This window comes from Protofrankia coriariae (assembly GCF_001017755.1).
GTDB lineage: Bacteria > Actinomycetota > Actinomycetes > Frankiales > Frankiaceae > Protofrankia > Protofrankia coriariae.
The window spans coordinates 7,251-26,400 of sequence record NZ_JWIO01000043.1 but is presented as its reverse complement, the minus strand read 5'-3'; the positions used below and the strand labels follow the sequence as shown (position 1 = coordinate 26,400).

At 71.1% G+C, this 19,150-nt stretch carries 16 protein-coding genes (1 of these 16 running past the window's edge); 6 read left to right on the top strand and 10 right to left on the bottom strand.

The annotated features are described in order from the left end of the window. Positions 1-520, top strand: partial view of a tetratricopeptide repeat protein gene (locus tag FrCorBMG51_RS20275; protein WP_476742217.1) — the 3' portion only. It extends 488 nt beyond the left edge of the window; 520 of the gene's 1,008 nt are visible here — the last part of the coding sequence; its start codon lies off the left edge, out of view; the stop codon is at positions 518-520. A 413-nt stretch (positions 521-933) separates the two neighbouring features. Here FrCorBMG51_RS20275 and FrCorBMG51_RS20270 read toward each other — a convergent pair whose 3' ends face one another. Together FrCorBMG51_RS20270 and hemL are read right to left on the bottom strand one after the other, a co-directional pair. Then, positions 934-1,689, bottom strand: a complete 756-nt coding sequence (locus FrCorBMG51_RS20270; RefSeq protein ID WP_235433761.1) for a histidine phosphatase family protein — start codon at positions 1,687-1,689, stop codon at positions 934-936. Then, on the bottom strand, positions 1,686-3,068 hold the full coding sequence (hemL, locus tag FrCorBMG51_RS20265) for a glutamate-1-semialdehyde 2,1-aminomutase (RefSeq protein WP_047224616.1): 1,383 nt from the start codon (positions 3,066-3,068) through the stop codon (positions 1,686-1,688). Before hemL ends, FrCorBMG51_RS20270 begins: the two co-directional genes overlap by 4 nt. 866 nt (positions 3,069-3,934) lie before the next feature. Here hemL and FrCorBMG51_RS27330 point away from each other — a divergent pair. From FrCorBMG51_RS27330 to FrCorBMG51_RS31830, 3 genes are read left to right on the top strand one after another with little or no spacing between them, the layout of a single operon-like run. Further along, complete coding sequence (locus FrCorBMG51_RS27330; protein WP_235433760.1) at positions 3,935-4,903, top strand: PadR family transcriptional regulator; 969 nt, start codon at positions 3,935-3,937, stop codon at positions 4,901-4,903. 20 nt (positions 4,904-4,923) lie between these two features. Then, complete coding sequence (locus FrCorBMG51_RS20255) at positions 4,924-6,228, top strand: ATP-binding cassette domain-containing protein (RefSeq protein WP_052914871.1); 1,305 nt, start codon at positions 4,924-4,926, stop codon at positions 6,226-6,228. Then, complete coding sequence (locus FrCorBMG51_RS31830; RefSeq protein WP_235433759.1) at positions 6,228-7,553, top strand: ABC transporter permease; 1,326 nt, start codon at positions 6,228-6,230, stop codon at positions 7,551-7,553. The genes FrCorBMG51_RS20255 and FrCorBMG51_RS31830 overlap by 1 nt, the downstream gene beginning before the upstream one ends. Positions 7,554-7,867: 314 nt before the next feature. On the opposite strand, the gene FrCorBMG51_RS20245 is transcribed toward FrCorBMG51_RS31830, so the two are convergent. The 8 genes from FrCorBMG51_RS20245 to FrCorBMG51_RS35070 form a co-directional block, all read right to left on the bottom strand. After that, entirely contained in the window at positions 7,868-8,146 is a 279-nt protein-coding gene (locus FrCorBMG51_RS20245; protein WP_052914870.1) for a hypothetical protein, read from the bottom strand. A gap of 124 nt (positions 8,147-8,270) precedes the next feature. Further along, on the bottom strand, positions 8,271-8,651 hold the full coding sequence (locus FrCorBMG51_RS20240; RefSeq protein ID WP_047224615.1) for a hypothetical protein: 381 nt from the start codon (positions 8,649-8,651) through the stop codon (positions 8,271-8,273). Continuing rightward, positions 8,648-8,974: a hypothetical protein gene (locus tag FrCorBMG51_RS20235; RefSeq protein ID WP_013875193.1), complete on the bottom strand. Its 327-nt coding sequence runs from the start codon at positions 8,972-8,974 to the stop codon at positions 8,648-8,650. The genes FrCorBMG51_RS20240 and FrCorBMG51_RS20235 overlap by 4 nt, the downstream gene beginning before the upstream one ends. Positions 8,975-9,401: 427 nt before the next feature. Next, complete coding sequence (gene hemB / locus FrCorBMG51_RS20230) at positions 9,402-10,382, bottom strand: porphobilinogen synthase (RefSeq protein WP_235433758.1); 981 nt, start codon at positions 10,380-10,382, stop codon at positions 9,402-9,404. 104 nt (positions 10,383-10,486) lie between these two features. Beyond that, positions 10,487-12,376: a bifunctional uroporphyrinogen-III C-methyltransferase/uroporphyrinogen-III synthase gene (locus FrCorBMG51_RS20225; protein WP_047224614.1), complete on the bottom strand. Its 1,890-nt coding sequence runs from the start codon at positions 12,374-12,376 to the stop codon at positions 10,487-10,489. Positions 12,377-13,225: 849 nt separating this feature from the next. Beyond that, a complete protein-coding gene (locus tag FrCorBMG51_RS20215; protein WP_047224612.1) occupies positions 13,226-14,599 on the bottom strand; it encodes a glutamyl-tRNA reductase in 1,374 nt (457 codons plus the stop codon). Further along, positions 14,596-15,489, bottom strand: a complete 894-nt coding sequence (locus FrCorBMG51_RS20210) for a redox-sensing transcriptional repressor Rex (RefSeq protein ID WP_047224623.1) — start codon at positions 15,487-15,489, stop codon at positions 14,596-14,598. The genes FrCorBMG51_RS20215 and FrCorBMG51_RS20210 overlap by 4 nt, the downstream gene beginning before the upstream one ends. A 217-nt stretch (positions 15,490-15,706) precedes the next feature. Then, positions 15,707-16,132: a glutaredoxin family protein gene (locus FrCorBMG51_RS35070; protein WP_083730946.1), complete on the bottom strand. Its 426-nt coding sequence runs from the start codon at positions 16,130-16,132 to the stop codon at positions 15,707-15,709. 653 nt (positions 16,133-16,785) lie between these two features. Here FrCorBMG51_RS35070 and FrCorBMG51_RS20200 point away from each other — a divergent pair. Further along, a complete protein-coding gene (locus FrCorBMG51_RS20200) occupies positions 16,786-17,634 on the top strand; it encodes a sigma-70 family RNA polymerase sigma factor (protein ID WP_235433757.1) in 849 nt (282 codons plus the stop codon). 456 nt (positions 17,635-18,090) lie between these two features. Further along, positions 18,091-18,993, top strand: coding sequence for an HAD family hydrolase (locus FrCorBMG51_RS20195; protein WP_047224611.1), 903 nt, complete (start codon positions 18,091-18,093; stop codon positions 18,991-18,993). Positions 18,994-19,150 lie beyond the last annotated feature (157 nt).

Sequence of the window (19,150 nt, the reverse complement as noted above, 5' to 3'; positions counted from 1 at the left end):
TGGTCCAAGCCGCGACCCGCGCCGCCCTGCCCGCCGCGGACCGGACGGAGCGGGTCACGGCGCTGGTCGGGCTGTGCACCGCCGTCCTGCCCGGGACATCCAGAACAACCCGGCGGTGTGGCCGTGGTGGCGGCGGGCCCTGCCGCACGTGCTCGCCGTCCTCGACCGGACCGGCAGCCTCGACCCACCTCCCGATGGACTGCCCGGGTTGTACACCCGCACCGCCGTCTACCTCGTCGAGCACGGCCAGCCCGGGCAGGCCATCGCCTTGCTCCACCGCGCCCTGCCCCTCGCCGAGCACCTCCTCGGCCCCGATCATCCCGACACCCTGGCCTCCCGGCACAACCTCGCCGGCGCCTACGGGTCGGCGGGCCGGGTGGAGGAGGCAGTCCGCCTGCACGAGGAGACGCTGGCCGACGCCTTGCGGGTCCTCGACGCCGACCACCCTCTTGTAGCCAAGATTAAGGAAAATCTGACTATCGCCAGAAACCCTACGAAAAGCGATACAAACACCACATAATGTTGCAAATTCATCCGAAAGCTGTGCGGGGGCTCTGACCATACGCGTTCTCGGGCAAGGGCAACCACGTCGTATGCGGCGGCGTGCTCGGCGAGGCGAATGTTCCGGACGATCATCCGGGCACGCCCATGGCTGCGATTATGGATGCCGACGACGGGGCAGCGTTCCGTACCATGCCCGGGACGTCGCGTGGCAGCGTCCACGCGTGTATGGGTTTCGCCGCCCGACGGCGCGCTGACGCCGTCGGCGCCTCCCGGACCCGTCGCGAATCGGCATCCGGATCCCGGATCGGCCCCACCTATTCGGGAGAAAAACCCGCATCCGTTAGAAACCCGGGCGTGAGGGAAGCCGGTCAGGTCGTCCTCGGCCCAGTTGGGTGTCGCCTTCGGTCAACCGGGATGCTTCTATGGATGTCAGGCGCCGACGGAGCCGGGCTGGTTTGTGGTGGGGCCGTTGGGCTCGGCGTAGTCGATGCGGAGGAGACGGTCCGCGGAGTAGACGGCTGAGGTGACGCTGGCGAGCGCGCACTGGCGGCGGTCCGGGCGGTGCCAGAGCTTCTGGCCCTCCAGCGCGCGCCGGGCCGTCCACACCGGCAGCTGGTGGCTGACGAGCACCACCTCGCGGCCGGGGAAGGCGTCTCGCCACTCGGCCACGGCGGCGAGCATGCGTCCGGCGATCTCGGTGTAGGGCTCGCCCCAGGACGGCCGGAACGGGTTGATCAGCACCCGCCACATCCGCGGGTAGCGGAGCAGGGCCGGGCCGGCTTCGAAGGGCTTGCCCTCGAAGACGTTGCGGCTTTCGATCAGGCGGGGGTCGACCTCCACGCCGATGCCGAGGGCCTGCGCGATGGGGGCGGCGGTCTGCCGGGCCCGTTCGAGCGGGCTTGCCACGACCGCGGCGATGTCGCGCCCGGCCAGGAACTCCGCGGTGACCTTCGCCTGCCGCTGCCCCGCCTCGGACAGGACGAACCCGGGCAGCCGCCCGTAGAGGACCTTCTCCGGGTTGAACACCTCACCGTGACGTACCAGGTGGACGGTGGTTGGCACGTCCGTCGAGGATGACCGCGACACGGGCGGCCGCGACGAGGGATGTCCCGGGGATGACGGTTCCGGCGCTGGGGACGGGTGCCCGTCGACGGGGTCGGACGCGCCGCGCCGTGCGGATGTCATGGACGCTTCCCTCCAGCGCTCGTGGCCGGGACCGGTTCGGGCACGCCGGCGGCTGCCCGGGNCGCCGCGCCGACGGCTGCCCGGGCCGCCGTCGGCGCGGCGGCCGCGATCCGTTCGACGACCTCGTCATCATGCGCCGCCGAGACGAACCACGCCTCGTAGGCGGATGGTGGCAGATACACCCCGGCGTCCAGCATGGCGTGGAAAAACGCGGCGTACCGGGCACTGGACTGCGTCCGCGCTCCAGCGTAGTCGACCACCGACGGCGCGTCGGTGAAGAAGAAGCTGAACAGCGAACCGGCACTGCTGGGCAGGTGCAGCACGCCCTGCTCGGTCAGCGCCGTCGAGATGATGCTGGCGACGTCGCCGGCGCGGGCGTCCACCGTGGCGTACACCTCGGACGTGCAGGCACGCAGGGTGGCCAGGCCGGCGGCGACCGCGAGCGGGTTGCCCGAGAGTGTCCCGGCCTGGTAGACGGGGCCGGCGGGCGCGAGGTGGGACATCACCTCGGCGCGCCCGCCGAAGGCCGCCGCCGGCAGCCCGCCGCCCATCACCTTGCCGAAGGTGAACAGGTCCGGGGCCCATCCCTCGACGGCGCCCTCCACCCCCCACCAGCCGGCCGGGCCGATCCGGAAACCGGTCATGACCTCGTCCAGGACGAGCAGGGCGCCGTGGACGTCGCACAGCCGCCGCAGCCCGGCGTTGAAACCCGGCAGCGGGGGGACGACGCCCATGTTCGCCGCGGCGGCCTCGGTGATGACGGCGGCGATCTGCCCGGGATGTTCGGCGAAGGCCTCGTCCACGGCGGTCAGGTCGTTGTAGGGCAGGACGATCGTGTCCGCCGCGGTCGCCGCGGTCACCCCCGGTGTGTCCGGCAGGCCGAGGGTGGCCACCCCCGAGCCGGCGGCGGCGAGCAGCGCGTCGACGTGCCCGTGGTAGCAGCCGGCGAACTTTATGATTTTCGACCGTCCGGTGACGCCGCGGGCGAGTCGCAGCGCGCTCATGGTGGCCTCGGTCCCGGAGTTGACCAGCCGGACCTGCTCGATCGGCCCCACCCGGGAGACGATCTCTTCTGCCAGCTCGACCTCGCCCGGGCTCGGCGTACCGTAGCTCGTGCCCCGCGACACGGCTGCCCGCAGCGCCTCGACCACCGCCGGGTGGGCATGCCCCAGGATCATCGGGCCCCAGGAGCAGACCAGGTCGACGTATCGGCGGCCGTCCGCGTCGGTGAGGTAGGCGCCGTCCCCGGACACCATGAACCGTGGTGTGCCGCCGACCGCCCGGAACGCCCGGACCGGTGAGTTCACCCCACCGGGGATGATCCGCTGAGCTCGACGGAACAACTCCTCGGAGGCAGCGGCCTCGGACACGACTGACATGCCACCGATCCTCGCAGGTCGGCGCCGCCCCTTGCTGCCCCTGGCCCCATCCCGGTTCCGCCATCGGGGACACCCGTGGCCGGTCGCCGGGAATTCGGGCCGGCACGGGACGGGATGCCGGCCGGCTCCGGGGCCGCCGGTGGGTGGGGGATGACCCAGCCGCCCACCGGCGGCGGTCCGTGACGCGGCACGCCCACCGGCCGCGCACCGTGCGCCAGCAGGCCCGCGTGTCCGCGCTGGCAAGTGACCAGGAGGGCAGGATGCCGGTTCCACACCGGCGAGTGGTCAGCGGGCCGGTGCGGACGCGCCGGTGGATGTCCAGCAGGCCGCCTGCGCGGGCGCGCCGCCGAGGGTCAGCGGCCAAATGGTCAGCGGCCAAATGGTCAGCGGCCAAATGGTCAGGGGCCGGGCGGTCAGAGGCCGGCGCGGGTGCGCCGCCGAGCCCACCCGCGCCGGAGGTGTCACGACGCACCTCCGAGCATGACGCAGCAGGTCGCGCGGCGCTCGTCGAGCGTCCGGCCCGGGGCATTCGCGGTGGTCGGACCACCGACGTCTCCATCCGCCGGACCCGCCGCCGAATCCGACGCCGGACCCGTCACCGAATCCGACGCGGGCCGACCGGAATATCCGGGATATTCGCGCGGCGCCGGGCAGGAATTCCGCCATATCCTGGTTCCGTCACCTCCTGATTCCGTCATGTCCCGTGAACATCTCGTGAATCAGGACGCCGCTGTCAGCCCCGCCGGCCGCCCGGCCGGATTGACAGGCCGGCTTTTGCGACCGGACACTCGCAGTCGAGTAATCGGGAGCGGAGAACAGCACGGACGGAGAACGGTACGGACATGGCCCGTCGACGGATGGCAAACATGCTGGCTCTCGCCGTACTCGGACTTCTCAACGAACGGCCCATGCACCCGTACGAGATGTCGACGACCATGCGCGAGCGGCACAAGGAAGACAGCATCAAACTGACGTACGGTTCGCTCTACACGGTCGTGGACGCGCTGGCCCACAACGGTTACATTACCGCCCGCGAAACCGTCCGTGACGGTCGACGGCCGGAACGGACCGTCTACGAGATCACGCCAGCCGGCCGGACCGAACTCTACGACTGGATGTCCGAGCTGGTCAGTACGCCGACAAAGGAGTATCTCCGCTTCGAGGCGGCGCTTTCCATGCTGGCGGTGCTCACTCCGGAGGACACCATAAGGCTGCTCACCGAACGTCGCAACCGACTCCTGCTCCAGATCGAGCACAGCCACGCGGGCGAGGCGCTGGCCGTCCGCAAGGGGCTCCCCCGGCTGTTCACCCTGGAAACCGAGTATTTCAGCGCCCTGGCCGAGGCCGAGCTGCGTTACGTGAACGAGCTCATCTCGGAGATCACCAACAGGACGTTGGACGGCATCCACATCTGGGACGCGATCCACACCCGCGGCGAGACCGATCCCGACCGGATACGAGAGGCTGTGATCAAAGCCCTGGAAGGCCAACGACGACGCGACCGCGCTCCCTGCGCACCCGGCATTCCCGCCGGGACCGGGACTTCCACCGAAACGGGAGCGCCTGCCGAAGCAGGGGCACCTGCCGAAACAAGGGCGCCTGCCGGGAGCCGGACTCATCCTGTGTCCGGAATTCCCACCGAACCCGTGCCGCTCGCCGAATCCGGGATTCCCCTCGGATCGGCAGAGCCCGTCCAGGAGCTCCGACAGCAGGCCTGGGAGCCGGTCCGGAAAATCTGGGAAATCCGGGAACCGGTCCGGCAGGATCAACGGAATTCCCCGGACAGTGGTACGACGCCCTGCTCGGACCAGACCGCCGGAAGAAAAGAAGAGTAATGCAGACAAGGGGGGATCTGATGACCTCGCACCCGGTTCCGGGACCTGCCGGGCAGCCGCCCGGCACCACCACGCAACTGCCCAGAACATCCGGAGCGGCCGAGCTGACGACGGCCACGACAACAGCCGCAACAGCGGAGACGACCACGCTGACGACGCAGCCGGGCGGCACCCGCGGAACGGCCACGGACGCGGCCGTCCCCCGGAACACCGTGCACACCACCGGCCCGGGCAAGCATTTCGCGATTCAGGCAGAAGAGCTGGCGAAAACCTACCGCGGGGGCGTGCGGGCACTGTCCGGCCTGAGTTTCGGCGTCGCACCCGCGACGGTGTTCGGCCTGCTGGGGCCGAACGGCGCCGGAAAATCCACGACAGTGAAGATTCTGACCACGCTGTCACGCCCGGACTCGGGAACGGCCAGCGTGGCCGGGATCGACGTCCTCGCGCATCCCGAGCAGGTCCGGCACCGCATCGGTGTCGTCGCCCAGCGGTCCGGTATCGACCTGGAGGCCACCGGTCGCGAGAACATCGCGCTCGCCGCCCGCCTGCACGGCCTGCCTCGCGCCGTGCTGATCGACCGGGTCACCGAATTGCTCGACCAGTTCGAGCTGACGGCGGCCGCGGACCGGCCGGCGCGCACCTACTCCGGTGGCATGCTGCGCAAGCTCGACGTGGCGGTCGGCCTGGTCCACCGGCCCAGTGTGCTCTTCCTCGACGAGCCCACCACCGGCCTGGACCCGCAGGCACGTGCCCAGATGTGGGACGAGATCGGTTCGCTCGCGGCGGGCGGCCTGACGATCCTGCTCACCACGCACTACCTCGAGGAGGCGGACCGGCTCGCCTCTCTCGTGGCGATCATCGACGGCGGGCGCATCCTCGTCCAGGGCAGCCCTGACGCGCTCAAGAGCGAGCTGAAAGGTGACGCCGTCCACCTTGAGCTCGCCGCCGTCCCGGCCCCCACGGTCGTGGACACGGTGACCGCGGCCCTCGGCCAGGTCCCGGGTGTCACCGAGACCACGGTGAACGGCCGGGAGGTGCACGCCCGGGTCACCCACGGCGCTTCGTCGCTGCCTGCCGTTTTCGCGGCTCTCGACCGGGTGGGGGTCGCGGTGGTCGCGGCGACGATCGCCCGGCCGTCCCTGGATGACGTCTACCTGCGTCACGTGGGCCGCCGGTTCACCGCCGACACGGGGTCCGGAGCGGATACCGGCCCCGTCCCGGGCACCGTCCAGGACAGCGGGGCCCATGGCGACAAGACCCAGGATGACAGGGCCCAGGGCGGGGCTGCTCAGCCCAACGCTGTTCCGGACAAGGGGGTGGCCTGATGGCAGGCCTCACTGACACCGGCACGACCACCGACACCACCGCCGACGCCGACACGACCAGCGGCGCCGGGACGACCAGCGGCGCCGGGGCGATCACCGATACCGGGACGGCCGGCGGCACGGACGCCGGGACGGCTGATAACACGGACAGCGGGCCCGGCGGTGAGGCTGGCCTCCCTGCCCGCGCCAGTATCACCGACAGCGGTAGCACTGGCACTGCTGTCACAACCGATGCCAGGACGGACACGGACGGCGATACTGATGCTGCCGGTACCGCTGCTGCTGGTACCGCCGACCCTGGCTCCAAAGCCGGCGCTCGGGTCAGCCCTGGCAGCGGGACCGGTAATGGGAACGGCGTCCCGACCGGTCCTGGCACCGCGATCGCCACCCCGACCGGTGCCACCAGGAACGGCATCCCGACCAGCCCCGAGGCCACGATCGGTGCCCCGGCCGGCGCAACCGCACGGGCCCGTGTTCCGGCCGTCCCGGTTGACGTCACGGGAATCCCGGCGCCACGGCCGTTGCCGGCTGCCGAGCGGAGCGGGTTCACCGCCTCGGCCGCCAGCCAGCTGCGCTGGCTGACCGTTCGCCACCTGCGCGCGATGCTGCGCCAGCCCGCCTACCTGGCGATCACGATCGTGCAGGCGGTGGTGTGGCTGCCCCTGTTCGGCTCGTTGTTCCGCCGGGTCGTGGATGTTCCCGGCTTTGGCGGGGGCTCCTATGTCGACTTTCTCACGCCCGGTGTGGTGGTGATGAGCGCGCTGTTCGCGGCGGGCTGGTCCGGGATGAACGTCATCATCGAGATCGACCGTGGCGTGACGGACCGGATGCTGACGTCCCCGGTCCGGCGCGGCGCCCTGATCGGCAGCAGGATCGTCTTCCAGGTGCTGATGACCATCATCCAGTCGGCGATCATCATGTTGCTCGGCTGGGCCATCGGAGCCCGCTACCACAACGGGCTGGTGGGCCCGGTCGTCCTGCTCGTCGGTGCCGCGCTGATCGCGGTCATCGTGGCGTCCCTGTCCTACGGGCTCGCTCTGATCGTGCGCAGGGAGGAGGTGCTGATCGCGGCGGTGAACTTCTGCGTTCTGCCGCTGACGTTCCTGTCATCCGCGATCATGGCAAAAGAGCTCATGCCGGACTGGATGCGGATTGTCGCCTGGTTCAACCCGGTGGACTGGGCGGTGACCGCCGTCCGCGAGGCCGGGTCGGTCGATCCGAACTGGCTGTCGGTCAGCCTCTACCTGTTCGGCCTCACCGCGCTGGCGGCGCTGGCGGGAAAGTTCGCGACCCGCGCCTTCGGCATCTACCACCGCTCCCTGTAGCCATTCCCGGTAGACCGTGAAATCCTCGTAGAACCATGAAACCGAGGGACCGGACGGTCGCCACGACAGCAGCCGTTTTTCGTACTCGGCCTCCTGATCGAAACAGGACGGGTGGTCACCCGGACGGGTGGTCACCCGGACGGCGTTCCGGCGTCACTTCCTGCCGAGGACGGCTGTCTTCCCGCGCGCGGGTTTCAGGAGCGGGTTTCAGGAGCCGGATCTCGGTAAAGCATCATCCGGTATACGGCGAGCGCATTCGCCGCATACCGCAAATGTGCCGCATACCGCGAATGTATGGTCAGGCGCCCGGCCGCTCAGGCCTCCTGGAGGGCGGCGCCCAGGTTGCGTAGGCCCTGCCGGTGGCTGCGGTAGGCGATCGTGTGCCCGACGGCCACGACGGCCGCGACCGGCCACTCGATGATCCCGAGCAGGCCGAGCGCCGCCAGGCCCGCGAAGTAGCCGAGCTGCTCGGACGGCAGCAGCTCGTAACGCCGACCGTCGAGGTCAATGGTGATGACACCACGCCGGATGGCGCGTTCGGCCACTTCCTGGAAATTTCCCGCTTTCTCGACCGATATCGGCGTCAGAACCATGTCCGCCTCCCTGCTCTGCTGCTCCGTCCAACCAGTCCTTTCCGCGCCGCTCCCTACTGGCTCCATACTGCCCGGAAAGACACCGGACAGACGGCCCGGCAGCGATGAACAGGCGGCGGGATGGTCAAACGGGGTGAATGTCGACCTTCGTACCGTGTGCTTCGGACAGCGCACGAAGGTCTGACGCGTCGCTGGTCAGGATCGAACGGTCCGTCGAGGCCGCGTTCAGCACGACCGTGGCGTCGACAATGTCGCTGGTCCCCGCCCGGGCCAGCAGTTTGCCGACGGCCCGCGCTGTTTCCTCGGCCAGCGGCTCGATGTCACAGCCCTTCAGCAGACGGGACAGGTTTGGTTGCGGCCCGCCCCGCCAGACCTGCGCCAATACGGGTGCCGGAACAACTGGTCGGACGTCATGCTCCAGCGCCTCGGCGTGCATGGCCCACACTTTGTGGTCCGCCTGCTCGGCGGCGATGAGCGCCCCCGCGTCATAGAGCAGGCCCTTCATTCGATCACTCCGAGGTCACGCAGGACGCGGCGGGCATTCTCGCGCGCTTCCTCGGGGATGGGGCCGTGTTCGGCCTCGTACTCGCGGACGGCCGCGAGGCCCTCCTGGATGCCGATGTGGTGGTCGATCAGGCGGGAGATCCAGGCCGACAGGCTGATGCCCTCGGTCGCGGCCGCCGCCCGCGCGGCGGTGAGGACACGTTCGTCCAGGGAGACGGACACCTTTGCGACGGCCATGCCGTCACCATAGTCGATCTGTTCGTACCATCGGTACGAACACGCGACCGGGATCTCTCCGACCGGCCGCTCCATGAGCAGAGTCACCGCACACCTTCCCGTACACTTCGACAGATCTTGCTGTAAAGCAAGAGTACCGCCCAAGGCGGGCAGATCAGCACGTACCGCACACCAAAGACCACATACCGAGACCACAGAATCGTCAGGACGCCGGCCAGTGGGTTCGGGTTTCATGATTGTTGTGACCTGGATGCTGTCCCAGCAGCACCAGAATCACAACGATCACAGTGGTAATCACGATGTTGCCAAGAGCCGACGGTTGGCAGAGAGGCCGGTGGGGGTATGCGGCCAGCGCGGCGGGAACGGCGGCCTGCGCGGTGAGGCAGCGCGGCAGAAGCAGCCTGCGACAGCGGAGGCAACGCGGGGCAGGCGGGGCAGGCGGGGCAGGCGGGGCAGGCGGGGCAGCGAGGCAGCGAGGCAGCGAGGCAGCGAGGATAAACGCGGGCGGTGTGAGTCAGCGCAGGCGGTGGGCCGCTTCCGTTGCCCAGTAGGTCAGGATGATGTCCGCGCCCGCCCGGCGGACGGCGATGAGCGTCTCGGTGATGGCGCGCTCGCGGTCGATCCAGCCGCTGGCCGCCGCCGCCTCCACCATCGCGTACTCGCCCGAGACCTGGTAGGCGGCGACCGGCACGTCCACGGCGTCGGCGACCGCCCGCAGCACGTCGAGGTAGGCCAGCGCCGGCTTCACCATCACGGCGTCGGCGCCCTCGGCGAGGTCGAGGGCGACCTCACGCAGGGCCTCGCCGACGGAACGGGCCGGATCCTGCTGGTAGCCGGCGCGGTCGCCGAAGCGTGGCGCGCACTCGGCCGCGTCCCGGAACGGGCCGTAGAACGCCGACGCGTACTTCGCCGAGTAGGCAAGGACCGGGAGGTGGGAGAAGCCGCCGCCGTCGAGCGCCGCCCGGATCGCGCCGACCTGCCCGTCCATCATCCCGCTCGGGGCCACCACGTGGGCGCCGGCGCGGGCCTGCGCCAGGGCGATCGACGCGTAGCGGGCCAGGGTGGCGTCGTTGTCGACCTCGCCGTCCTCGGTCAGCAGGCCGCAGTGGCCGTGGTCGGTGTACTCGTCCAGGCAGAGATCCGTCATGATCACCATGTCGTCGCCGATCTCGGTGACCAGGTCGGCCAGGGCGAGCTGCACGATGCCGGACGGGTCGTCCGCGGCCGAGCCGCGCCCGTCCTTGCGCGCGGGCACGCCGAAGAGAATCAGGCCGCCGACGCCGGCGCGGGCCGCCTCCACCGCGGCCTTGCGCAACGACTCCCGGGTGTGCTGGACGACCCCGGGCATCGAGGCGATCGGCGCGGGGGCGTCGATGCCCTCCTTGACGAACAACGGCAACACAAGATCCGCGGGATGCAGCCGGACGTCGGCCACCAGCCGGCGCAACGGTGCCCCGCGGCGCAGTCGACGGGGCCGGGCCAGCGGGAATCCCACGCCCCCACCGGGGGTGGCGCTCAGGGCTCCGGCCCCGGGTGACGGCGCAGGCGAGGCAGTTGGCCCCGTTGTACCCACACCGGCGGTGACGCCCGGCGGCACGCTCACCGCCGAGAACCGCGCCGGGGCTTGGGCAGCCGGGCCGCGAGCGGGCCGACCTTGCCCAGTTCCTCCCGGTGCTCGGCGGCGAAGTCGGCCAGCGCCTGCACCAGCGACGGGATCGACGCCTCGGTCGCCTGGACGTCGACCCGCAGGCCCAGCTCGGCCGCGGTGGCCGCGGTCTGCGGGCCGATCACCGCGATCACCGTGGTCTCGTGCGGCTTGCCTGCGATCCCGACCAGGTTGCGCACGGTCGAGGAGGAGGTGAACACCACCGCGTCCACCCGGCCGCCCTTGAGCGCCTCCCGGATCGGGGCCGGCGGCGGCGCGGCCCGTACCGTGCGGTACGCGGTGACGTCGTCGACGTTCCAGCCGCGGTCCTTCAGGCCGGCCACCAGGGTCTCGGTGGCGATGTCGGCCCGGGGCAGCAGAACCCGGTCGAGCGGGTCGAACACGTCGTCGTAGTCGGGCCAGTCGGCGAGCAGGCCCTCGCTGGACTGCTGGCCGGAGGGGACGAGGTCGGGGCGGATGCCGAAGGCGCGCAGGGCGTCCGCGGTCGCCTCGCCGATCGCGGCCACCTTGACGCCGGCGAACGCCCGCGCGTCCAGGCTGCGCTCCTCGACCTTCTCCTGGACGGCCCGGACCGCGTTGACCGAGGTGAAGGCCACCCACTGGTAGCGCCCGGACACCAGACCGGTGATGGCGCGTTCCATGGGAGCGGCCGTCCGCGGCGGCTCCACCGCGATCGTGGGCACCTCCAGCGGGCTCGCGCCATGCGAGCGCAGCAGATCCGACAGGATCGCCGCCTGCTCCTTCGTCCGGGGCACCAGCACCGTCCAGCCGAACAGCGCGCGCGACTCCCACCAGGACAGCTTGTTACGACCTGTGACCGCGACCCCGATGGAGATCACCACGGAGGAGGCGTTCCCGACGACGGGCGCGGCGTCGGCCTCGATCCGGTCCAGGGTGGAGGCGACCGTGCGCTGGTCGGTGGTGGTGCCGTCCACCGTCACCGACACGGGGGTGTCACCGGCCCGGCCGTGCTCGACCAGCGCCGCCGCGACCTTGCCGACCTCGTTGGAGACCGCCGTCACCACGAGGGTGCCCGGTGCCTGGGCGAGCGCCGCCCAGTCGAGGTCCGAGCCGGAGCCGGCGGCGTCCAGGCTCCCGCCCCCGGCGAGGCCGCCGAGTCCCAGCGAGGAGCCCAGCGGCGAGGCCGCAAGCCCCGCGCCGAGCCCGGACCCGCCCAGTCCGGACCCACCCAGCCCGGACCCGCCGAGCCCTGGGCCGCCCAGCCCGGGACCACCGAGACCGGAGCCGGAGCTGCCGAGGCTGGACAGGCCGCGTCCGCCGAGGCGGCCCGCCCCGAAGGACGGGGAGCCCAGCCCCGTGGTGGGTGTGTCCGCCGCGGGGGCCACGGTGGGCCGCACCCCGCTGGCGGAGAAGACCCCCTGGGTGCTCGCGAAGGTGACCGGCAGGCCGGTGGCGATCCCGGAATAGGTGGCGACCGCCGTACCGGTCGGAATCCCCGGCACGACCCGGAAAGGAATCTTCGCCTTGGCCAGTGCCTGCGCGTCGGCGGTGCCGATTCCGGTCAGCCACGGATCCGAGGAGTACAGCCGTACGACCCGCTCACCGGCACGGGCCCGGGCGACGACGGCGGTGGTCGCCGCGGTCGCGTCCAGGATTGGTTTTGCCACGTCGGTATCGCCGATCCGTAGCACCTCGCCGGGCAGCCTGGCGACAATCTCCGGGGCGACGTCAGGATCGACGATTATCGAATCGGCCCCGGCCAGCGTCTCGGCGGCGAGAACTGTCAGCAAACCGGGGTCGCGCGGGCCTGCTCCAACGAGGGCGACCGGGGTCAGAGGCTTCTTTGTGCGGCGGGTGGCCATGATCAGCGATTTCCCATCAGCGTCTGTGCTCCGGCGGACAACATCTTGTCCGCGAGGCGCTCTCCCAGCGCCTCCGGGTAAGTCGGCGGACCCGGTGATCCCGTGCCGGAGAACATGTTCCCTCTCCGGCAACGCGACCACGGCCCGTGGTCGAATGGCACCGGCGCCCGATGCTTCAGTGGACGCCATCGCGACCTCGGCGAAGGCGCCGACCAGCGCACCACAACCGGCCTCAAGGGCCGTCGGGTAGGCACGCTCGGCAACAACAGCAGTCCGCGATGGTGGACCGTCCAGTACAAACCGTAGCAGCCGGTCGAGAGTTGCCCGTCGTCGGTACAGGCCGCGCGCTCGAACACGGGCTTCGACGCGTCCTGTTCACCTACGTGTTCGACTGCCAGCGCCTCCCTCCTGTCACCTCGCCGGACCTCTGCCCGGACCGCTGTCCGGACATCGCCACCGGTTGAACGGTCCCGCCCGTGACATCCCGCCCCGCGGGACGAGACAACTCCGGTGCCTGTCGACGGGCTCTGCCGGATCCACGGCCCCGGGCAGCTCGTACATCGCTTCGCGATGCGCCACCGAACCCTGCTCACTGATCCAGTGCTCACTGATCCAGTGCGCCTATCGGCGCAGCCCTTATCCGAGTATCGACGTTACCTCGTATCGGCGGGATATTCAGTCCCGGACCGGGTTTGTGCCGTTGCGTCATCCACCCGGCCGCTGAGCCATCCACCGGGCCATCCACCGGGCCACCCGCCGCGTCACCCACTGGATCATCCGCCGCGCGACTCCCGCCAAGCCTCGTATTGCGGTCGTGGACGACGCGCCCGCGCCGGCCACGACCGCCCGCTACGGCGCCTCCGGCAGATCGGGTACCGAGACCACCGCGGGAGCTTCCCGGGGCAGATCGAACAGTTCCCGCAACGCCTCGGCATAGGAATCACCACCGGGGGCGGCAGCAAGCTGCTGGACCCGCACCGTCGGCGCGTGCAGGATCTTGTCCGCCACCCGGCGCACCGCGCCCTCGACCACGGCCCAGTCGCGCGCGTCGAGATTGGGCAGCCGGGTGTGCAGCCGCAGGAGCTCCTCCCGGACGACGGCGGCGGCCTGTGCCCGCAGCGCCACCACGGTCGGGGCGACCCGGTGCGCGCGGCGGCGGTCGAGATAGGCGCTGACCTCGGAGGCCACCAGGGTCCGCACCGACTCGACGTCGCTGACCGCCTGCTGGCCCTCAAGGACCGTCCGCAGCGTCTCGAGATCGATGAGGGTGACGCCGGGCAACTCGCGGACGGCCACGTCGACGTCCCGCGGGAGCGCGAGGTCGAGCAGCACCAGCGGCTGGCCGTCGCGGCGGGCCAGCGCGTCGGCCACCACACCCTGGGTCAGGATCAGCCCGGACGCGCCGGTCGAGGAGATCACCAGGTCGGCCCGGCTCAGCTCGTCCGCCAGGTGCGTGAGCGGAATCACCTCGGCGCCGTAGGTGTCGGCGATTCGGTGGGCCCGCGCCGCGGTACGGTTCGCGACGACGAGATCGGTCGCGCCGGCCCGCCGTACGACCGCCGCGGCCAGCGCCCCCACCGCTCCCGCGCCCACGAGCAGGACGCGCCGGCCGGCCAGTGCGCCGTCGGCGGGCGCGTTCCCGGCTGATGTGCTTCCGGGTAAGGGGTCGGGCGCGTCGGCGGGCAGCGGCCCCCACTCGCCCGCGGCCAGCCGTACCCCGACGGAGACGATCGACGCCCCGGCGGTGCCGATCGCGGTTTCGCTGTGCGCCCGCTTGCCGACCCGCAGTGCCGTCTGGAACAGGCTCTCAAGGGTGGCGCCGACGCTCGCCTCGGCCTGGGCCACGCGTAAGGCCGACCGGACCTGCCCGAGGATCTGCGTCTCCCCCACCAGCATCGAGTCGAGCCCGCAGACGACCGAGAACAGGTGGCCGACGGCCCGTGCCTCGTGGTGGACGTACAGATGCGGGGCAAGATCCGCCAGCTGGGTGCCGGTGATCCGGGTGAGCTGGTCGGAGACGTCGGCGACGCCGCCGTGGAAGGTCTCCACCTCGGCGTAGATCTCGGTGCGGTTACATGTCGAGAGCACCACGCTCTCCGCGACGGATCCGGCCTGCGACAGGTCGTGGAGGACCTTCGGGACGTCGTCGTCCGGCACCGCGGCCTTCTCCAGGGTGGACGTGGGCGCGCTGCGGTGGTTGAGACCGACGACCAGCAGGCTCATGACGCCTCACCCCCGGTCTTGGCCCCGGTCACGGCTCCGGTCGCGGCCCCGCTCGTCCCCCCGGTCGTGCCCACCAGTGGGCCGGTGCCCCGCGTCCCCAGCGTCGGCGGCCCGGTGGGCGCACGGGTCACCATGGCCAGCCGGGGGTCGTCGGACTCACCGGAGCGGCCCCCGGCCCGGCGTCCGGGTGAACGCGTGGGTGCGGCCACACCGCCCGTGGCCGGCGCCGAACGCTTGCGAGCCTCGTGGAACGACAGGATCTGCAGTTCCACGGCGAGATCAACCTTGCGCACGTCCACTCCCACCGGCACCGACAACGCGATCGGCGCGAAATTGAGGATGCTCGTGATTCCCGCGGAGACAAGGCGGTCACACACTGCCTGCGCGGCCGCGGCCGGCGTGCAGATGACACCTATCGTCACCTGGTTGCGCTCGACAAGTGCTTCCATCTCGTCGAGCGGGCTGACCGCGACGCCGCCGACGGACTCGCCGATCCGGTCGGGATCGACGTCGAGCAGGGCGACCACGCGGAATCCCCGGGACCGGAAACCGGCGTATCCCGCGAGTGCGTGGCCGAGGTTGCCGACCCCGACCAGCACGACCGTGCGGTCCTCGGTCAGCCCGAGTTCGGCGGCGATGCGGCCGAGCAGGAAGTCGACGTCGTAGCCGACGCCGCGTGTCCCGTACGAACCCAGGTAGGACAGGTCCTTGCGAACCTTCGCCGAGGTCATGCCGGCCGCCTTCGCCAGCGTCTCGGACGAGACCGTGCGGACCGCCCGGTCGGCCAGTGAGGTGAGGACCCGCAGGTACAGCGGAAGGCGGGCGACCGTCGCCTCGGGCACGGACGAGCGTCCACGGGCAGCGCCGGCCGCCCGCCGAAGCTCAGTCATGTACGGCTCCCGCCCCACTCGAGACGCCCGGCCGCCGACGACGCCGGGCGCGCGGCCCCACAGTGCTCCGCGACCGGCTCCGCGGTGGGCGCCACGGTCGGTCTCGCGGTCGAACGACGCCGGTGGACGGCTGTCGGGGCGAGTTTACGACTTCGTGAAGGACTTCACGAAGTTGACATGATCTTGCACGCGGGGACACCGCGAGCTCGACCCGTGATCATTTCCTGGACCACCCCCAGCGGCCGACGGTCAACGCACGCCGCAGACGGGCCTCCTCGACCCGCCAGTAGCCGTGTTCCCGCCCGTCGACGAGAACCACCGGGACGCGGTCGCCATAGGCGTCGGCGAGCTCGGCCGAAGTGTCGACGTCGACCTCTGTCCAGCCGGCGCCGGTGTCGGCTGCCACCCGGATCACCGCGGCGCGGGCGTCGGCGCACAGGTGGCAGCCGGCCCGGACCAGCAGGGTGATCTGTCGATCCGCCGCCCGCGCGCCGCCAGCGCCATCTACATCGCCAGTGCCAGTGCCAGCGACATCGCCGGCGCCACCGACGTCCGCCCGCGCGCCGGCACCAGTACCGGCGGCACCCCCGTTCGCGCCGTCAGCGCCACCGCCGGTGCCTCGGCCCGCGGAAACCCTCACCATCGCTGCGACCATCCGTTTCGATCATCAAAAGGCGTCTGGACCGAAAAGATCCCCCACCCGGGCAACAAAGCCGGAAAAGCACTTCGTCCCGGCGCATGATGACGACCGTGCATCTTCACCTCACTCCCCATGCCCGCCGGCAGGTCGTTGGCTACACTCAACTTTCCAAAGGGTTCCGGAGGATCAAAGGTAGCGCGATCATGTTCTTCCCGCGCGCGGAGTTCCTGTCGGATCCGGGAGATGCGGCAGATCCAGGTCCCCGGACGACTCGATGACTCCGGTCGCGCGGGAGGGGCGCTCGTCGGATCGCCGCGCGGTCCCCTGGTCTCCGATCCCCGGGTTGCTGACCAGGCCGTCTCTGGCCGTTGACACACCTTGACGCCCTTGACGACGCCCCTGACCCGAGAGGAGCAGAAAGCGGCCGCGTCGCCGTCGGTTTCGTCCGACCTGATCCGACACCCACCGGAGGATCCCGGTTCTCGAGCGGGCCACGCCACGCCCCGCCGGGCCTCCTCGATCTTTGGAGCCAGTATGCCGTCCGCCCTTTCCCGAACGTCGCGGGGGCGCGGAAGCGAGGTCCCCCACCCGGTGGACGGCCCGAGGCCCGGCCCGATGTCCGTCGCCGCCCGCGGCACCGCGGGCCGATCACCGACGTGAACCCGCTGTGGGCGCAACCGGCTCTCGATCTCCGCGGCTGGGCGGCGCCGCGCGCCGGCTCCGCCCGGGTCGTGGTGCCGCGTGCCGATCCCACCTGTTTCGCGGCGCTACGCGCCGAACTGGCCCGCATCATGCTCGTACTCCGTGCGACCACGCCGGTCGGCCCCCCCATGGCCCACTCGGCGGGAGGGGCCTCGCCCGGCCGGCAGACGGCCCAGGCCACCTCCCCCGACGGCCTGGTCGACCACGGGACGCCCGTGCCCGACGAGTCGCCGTCGAACGCCCACCGACCCGACGCCGAGCTCGCGGCCCTGGTGCGCAACGCTCAGCAGGGCGACGGCGAGGCGTTCGGGGAGCTCTACGACCTCTACATGGAGATGGTCTTCCGCTACGTCTACTACCGGATCGGCAGTTGGACGGCGGCCGAGGACATCGTCAGCGAGACCTTCCTGCGCGCGCTGCGCGGCATCAGGACCTTCACCTGGCAGGGGCGTGACATCGGTGCCTGGTTCATTACCATCGCCCGAAACCTGATCATCGACTCCCGGAAGTCCCGACAGGCCCAGCTGGAGTTCCCCACCGACGACATCCTCTCGGCGGGGCGGGATCACGTCGTGTCCGGGCCGGAGGAGTCGGTGCTGGCCGTCATCACCGGCCGGGCCCTCATGGACGCCGTCCGCACGCTCAGCCCCGACCAGCAGGAATGCGTGGTGCTGCGCTTCGTCGAAGGGCTCTCTGTCCGGGAGACCGCGCTGGCGATGGGCAAGAACGAGGGCGCGATCAAGGCTCTCCAGTACCGGGCCGTACGCTCGCTGGCCCGGCGGCTCCAGGAGAACCCGGCCTGAACCACCCACAGCGCACCGCGGCCGGCGCCAACTCGCCACAGAGCCGGCGAGCCGGCACATCTCTCGCCACAGCCGGCGGCGCAGCCGGCGGGACTCGTCGCGGCTGGCGCCGCGACGCGGGCAGCGGACATCCCGGTACCGCCACGGGCGGTGGCCCGCTGGGCGCCAACCGTATGCCCGGTGGCGGGTAGGCTTCCGGTGCCGCCGCGGGCGGTGGGCGTCCGGGCGCTCGCGAACCGTGGATGCGCCGGGTGGATGCGCTGGTACGCCGCCGCGAGCCGCTCACACCGTACGCTTCGCACGTCAACGCTTCTTCCCAGGTCACCGTGACAGTTGTTCCCAGGTCACCGTGGCAGCACGGTGGCAGCTCCCAGGTCACCGTGACAACGGTGGCAACTCGCGGGTCACCGTGACAGTACGCTCCCTCCCCGCGCCGCCCACGCCCAGGAGATCATGATGCGGTTTCGACCACGCCCGCAACGGTCGGCGGACGACAAGGCCCGCGCGGCGGATGCCGAAGCCGCAGCCGCCGCCGCCCTGAAGGTGGCCGCCGACCAGACGGCCAAGGCGCCGCCGGACCCGACCGCGGCGGCCTTCTTCGACGTGGACAACACCATGATGATGGGGGCGTCGATCTTCTACTTCGCGCGCGGACTGGCCGCGCGCGACTTCTTCCAGTCCCGCGACCTGCTGCGGTTCGGCTGGCAGCACGTCACCTACCGGGTCCTAGGGCAGGAGAACACCGACGGGATACGCGACGTCAAGGAGGCCGCGCTCGCGTTCGTCGCCGGCCGCGAGGTCGCCGAGATCGTCCGCTTCGGCGAGGAGATCTACGACGAACGGATGGCGGAACGAATCTACTCCGGCACCCGGGCCCTGGCCGAGCAACATCTCGACGCCGGGCAGCGGGTGTGGCTCGTCACGGCCACCCCGGTGGAACTCGCCTCGGTCATCGCCCGGCGGCTCGGGCTCACCGGCGCGCTCGGAACGGTCAGCGAGGTCGTGGACGGACGTTACACGGGCCATCTCGTCGGAGAGCCGCTGCACGGCCCGGCCAAGGCCGCCGCGGTGCGCGCGCTCGCCGAACGCGAACAACTGGATCTTTCTCGGTGCTGGGCCTTCTCCGACTCGATCAACGACCTGCCCATGCTGTCGCTGGTCGGCCACCCCGTCGCGATCAATCCTGATCCCGACCTCAAGGCCGTCGCCCGGGAGCGGGACTGGCCGATCAAGGACTTCCGCACCGCCAGGAAGGCAGCCCGGATCGGTGTGCCGACAGCGGCCGGGATGGGCGCGCTCGCCGGCGGGGTGGCGGCCGGCATGGCGCTGCGACGCCGCTACATCGGCGCGACCAGCTGACCGCCGGACGGCCTGCCACCTTCTGGACGGCCGGGCCACACCGGAGACCGGGGACCGGGGACGCCTACCGGCGGCCGCTGGGCATGCCGGGATCGTTCGGTGTGCCCAGCCGGGTGGTGCGTCGGGCCTGCTCCGGCGACGGCTCGGCCCGCCGCGT

Coding starts and splice junctions, on each gene's coding strand:
- FrCorBMG51_RS27330 (WP_235433760.1), top strand. CDS start 3,935: ATGCTGGCTCTCGCCGTACTCGGACTTCTCAACGAACGGCCCATGCAC.
- FrCorBMG51_RS20245 (WP_052914870.1), bottom strand. CDS start 8,146: ATGGTTCTGACGCCGATATCGGTCGAGAAAGCGGGAAATTTCCAGGAA.
- FrCorBMG51_RS31830 (WP_235433759.1), top strand. CDS start 6,228: ATGGCAGGCCTCACTGACACCGGCACGACCACCGACACCACCGCCGAC.
- FrCorBMG51_RS20210 (WP_047224623.1), bottom strand. CDS start 15,489: ATGACTGAGCTTCGGCGGGCGGCCGGCGCTGCCCGTGGACGCTCGTCC.
- FrCorBMG51_RS20225 (WP_047224614.1), bottom strand. CDS start 12,376: ATGGCCACCCGCCGCACAAAGAAGCCTCTGACCCCGGTCGCCCTCGTT.
- FrCorBMG51_RS35070 (WP_083730946.1), bottom strand. CDS start 16,132: ATGGTGAGGGTTTCCGCGGGCCGAGGCACCGGCGGTGGCGCTGACGGC.
- FrCorBMG51_RS20255 (WP_052914871.1), top strand. CDS start 4,924: ATGACCTCGCACCCGGTTCCGGGACCTGCCGGGCAGCCGCCCGGCACC.
- FrCorBMG51_RS20240 (WP_047224615.1), bottom strand. CDS start 8,651: ATGAAGGGCCTGCTCTATGACGCGGGGGCGCTCATCGCCGCCGAGCAG.
- FrCorBMG51_RS20270 (WP_235433761.1), bottom strand. CDS start 1,689: ATGACATCCGCACGGCGCGGCGCGTCCGACCCCGTCGACGGGCACCCG.
- FrCorBMG51_RS20215 (WP_047224612.1), bottom strand. CDS start 14,599: ATGAGCCTGCTGGTCGTCGGTCTCAACCACCGCAGCGCGCCCACGTCC.
- FrCorBMG51_RS20195 (WP_047224611.1), top strand. CDS start 18,091: ATGCGGTTTCGACCACGCCCGCAACGGTCGGCGGACGACAAGGCCCGC.